This window comes from Mesorhizobium sp. M2C.T.Ca.TU.002.02.1.1, assembly GCF_003997225.1.
Genome location: NZ_RZTO01000670.1, coordinates 1 through 3,476 on the forward strand (window position 1 = coordinate 1; position 3,476 = coordinate 3,476).

Annotated in this window: 3 protein-coding genes and 1 pseudogene; 2 read left to right on the forward strand and 2 right to left on the reverse strand. The window is 64.0% G+C overall.

Annotated features, from left to right (window positions below; all coding sequences use genetic code 11):
- Positions 1-565 (reverse strand): ABC transporter permease subunit (locus EOD07_RS27210; RefSeq protein ID WP_127237596.1); only part of this gene is annotated, 565 nt, incomplete at its 3' end.
- The gene (locus EOD07_RS27215) at positions 562-1,440 is read right to left on the reverse strand and encodes an ABC transporter permease (RefSeq protein WP_040980451.1); all 879 of its coding nucleotides are present in this window, start codon (positions 1,438-1,440) and stop codon (positions 562-564) included. The genes EOD07_RS27215 and EOD07_RS27210, both read right to left, overlap by 4 nt.
- Before the next feature lie 177 nt (positions 1,441-1,617).
- Here EOD07_RS27215 and EOD07_RS27220 point away from each other — a divergent pair, with 177 nt between their 5' ends.
- Positions 1,618-2,556 (forward strand): LysR family transcriptional regulator, encoded by a 939-nt coding sequence (locus EOD07_RS27220; RefSeq protein WP_127237597.1) that lies wholly within the window; start codon positions 1,618-1,620, stop codon positions 2,554-2,556.
- Between the two features lie 197 nt (positions 2,557-2,753).
- Positions 2,754-3,476, forward strand: a pseudogene (locus EOD07_RS27225) (hypothetical protein); the annotation flags it as partial.

Below are 3,476 nucleotides of genomic sequence, written 5' to 3' on the forward strand. Positions count from 1 at the left end.
GCGTGATCTCGCGGAAGGACGAAAAGCGCGAGGCGCCGAGCGAGAGCGCCGCCTCCTCATAGACGCGCCGGATCCCCACCATCCGCGCCTGCGCGATCAGCACCACATAGGGCACCGCTAAGAGGATATGGCCAAGCACGAGAAGCAGCATGGTGCGCGGCTGGTCGACCGCCTTGATCAGCACCAGCAGGCCGACGCCGAGGATGGTTTCCGGCACCAGCGCCGGCAGGATCACCAGCGTGCTCAGCGCCTGCTTGCCGCGGAACTCGAAACGCACCAGCGCGAAAGCCGTGACGACGCCGATGGCCGTGGTGACGGCAGCAGTGACCAGCGCGATCCACAGCGAGGTGCGAAAGGCGGTCAGCACCGCGTCATTGTTCATCAGCTTGGCGTACCATTGCAGCGAAAAGCCGGTCATCGGGAAGCCGCCGAACATCGAGGCGTTGAAAGACAGGATGACGGTCGCCACGATCGGCGCGAACATGAAGATGTAGACCAAGAGCGTGACGAAGCCGGTCAGCCGCCACGCCCATCTGCCTTCCTCCCTACGTCGCGCTCCGCTCATCCGCCAAGCCCTTTGACGATCTGCGACATGCCCATGTAGCGGGTGTAGATGGCGGCGAAGAAGCCGAGTACTAGGAACAGCACGATCGACAGCGTGGCGCCCATCGGCCAGTTCAATTCGCCCATGATGGTGTCGTAGATCAGATTGCCGAACAGCGCGTCTCGGCCCGAGCCCAGCAATTGCGGCGTCACATAGCTGCCGGCCGCCAGCACGAAGCAGAGCAGCAGCCCCGCCGCGAGACCCGGCAGCGACAGCGGCAAGGTCACCTCGCGGAACGCCTGCGCGCTGGTGCAGCCCATCGAGCGGGCCGCCGCAATCAGCGTGCGGTCGATGCCCTCGAGGCTCACATAGACGTTGAGGATCATGTAGGGCAGGAGGAAGTGCAGCAGCCCCAGGATCACCGCCCCCTCGTTGTAGAGCATCGGCAGCGGCTCGCTGATGATGCCCATCCTGAGCAGCGCGACATTGATGACGCCCTGTTCGCCCAGGATGTTGATCCAGGAAAAGGTGCGGATGGTGAAGCTGATCCAGAACGGCACGATGAGCAGGAGCAAGAGCAGCCATTTGTGCCTGAAGCTTGTCGCCCAGATGAAGTAGGCCGGGAAATAGCCGAGCACGCCGCACAGCAGCGCGGTGATCGCGCCGACGCGCAGCGTCTTCAGAAGGAAGCCGGAATAATAGCTGTCGGTGAAGAATTCCTGCCAGTTGGCGGCGGTCAGCGCGCTGGTTTCGACGCCGGCGGTGACGAAGGTGAAGAACGTATAGGCCGCCATCACCGCGATCGGCAGCACCAGGAAGAAGATCAGCAGCAGAAGCACCGGTGCAACCAGCATCCAGGCCAGGCGTGGATCGTACAAGGTCCAGCGATTGTTCATGCGCGCCCGAAGGTAAGGCGCCTTCTTCGAGGCGCTTATGTTCCCGCGGTGAAGATTGTTTCATTGCCGCCGCGATGTCTACAGGCGGTGGCCCAAATTCTATTCAGCCAGGGGAGTGATAGGGCGACGCCCCGCGCTGGCGACGCACGTCCCAATGCAATAACATTCCACTTTGAGTTGTTCGGGGCGGCCAGGGGAGTGCCCGTTATGGAAATGCACCAGATACGCTACTTTCTCAAAGCGGGAGAGACGCTGAACTTCACGCGCGCCGCCGAGCAATGCGGCGTTAGCGTGCCCTCGCTCAGCCGCGGCATCCGGCAGTTGGAGGACGAACTGGGCGGGCAGTTGTTCCGGCGCGAGCGGCACCTGACGCACTTGACCGATCTCGGCCGGCTGATGCTTGAACATTTTTCCGTCATGATCCGGGCTGCCGACGCGGCGAGGCGAGAGGCGAAGGACTATGCCCGACTCTCGGGATCCCGGCTGAAGCTCGGTATGTTCGCCTCGATCGGCGCCGGCGTGCTGACCGGCTACCTCATGGCCCTGCGCAACCATGCGCCCGATCTCGAACTGCACATCTGGGAAGCCAATTGTGAGGAACTGGAAGGCGCGCTGCTCGGTGGCGAGATCGACATCGCGCTGACCAGTTCGCCCGATCTCGATGAGCGAATCCGCATGATGCCGCTGTTTCGCGAGGCGTTCTGTATCTCCTTCGCCCCAGGCCACCGCTTCGGCAAGATGAACGCGGTGCCGATGCGCGAGCTTCAGGGAGAGGACTACGTCAAGCGCCTCCATTGCGAATTTCCCTCGAACCTTGCGCGGCTGGGCGTTGCCAAACCCTACGAGGCCGTCAACATCCGCTATGTCGGCGAACGCGAGGATTGGATTCAGTCGCTGGTGCGGGCCGGCCTTGGCTGTGCGGTGATGCCCGAGAACCTGCCGCTGCTGCCCGGCCTCGAACTGCGCAGGCTGGTCGACCCGGAGGTCTTCCGCCAGATCAGCCTAGCGACGGTCGCCGGTCGGCCGCACAGCAAGCCGGTCGCCGCCGCCGTCGCCGCCGCGCGACGTTATCGCTGGCCGACCGGCAGTGCCGGCGAGGGTCGGGCCACCGCCTGAGACCGCTTGGCGTTGCGCGAAAGCTAACGGCTCGTTAGCCAGACAGTATCTGTCCCCAGGCAGCGCAAAGCTTCAATCTCCCTGTGCTCCACATGGACCCGCCTCCTGCCGAGGGCTGCCGGGTGTCCATGACGTCGATGCAAGCCGATTGCACCGATCTGCCGCCGCGAAGCGACCAGGGATGCAAGGGGGAAGGAATGTCGAAAACTGTCACGCCGGGCCTTCGTGCAACGGTTTCTTGCCATGCCCTGCTGGCCGCGCTCCTGGGTGTCGGCGGCCTGACGGCTGCGCTCGTTGGCACGACGGAACCGGCTTACGCGGACAAGTGCCTCGTCGTCTTCGATATTACGGGAAGCGCGGCCGACGGCGCCGACGACGGCGGGCATGCAGCCAACATAGCCTGCGGCCACAATGCCAGCGCCACGGGCAATGGCGACAATTCCGCCTTTGGAACCTCATCCAGCGCGAATGGCGACGGTTCGAACAACACTGCCCTTGGCTACAACGCCCACGCCTCCGGCACCAGCAGCCACAACACCTCGGTTGGCGGTTCCGCCAATTCGGACGGTGATGCCAGCATCAACACGGCTGTCGGCGATCTTGCCACAGCCTATGGCGCCAGCAGCGGAAATGTGGCCGTTGGCGACCAGGCCCAGTCCCAGGGGGACCTGAGCCACAACCTCGCTATCGGGGCCGTCGCCCTGTCGTTTGGCCAGGGCAGCGCCAACATCGCGTCGGGTTTCATGGCGGCGGCTACGGGAGACGGCGGCTCCAACATCGCAACCGGAAATTCTGCTGTCGCGGTGGGTGCCGGAAGCGCGAACGTCGCGACCGGCCTTTCATCGGATGCAAGCGGCAACTTCAGCAACAACATCGCCACCGGCAGCCAGGCGAAGGCCGTTGGCGACGACAGCGTCAAC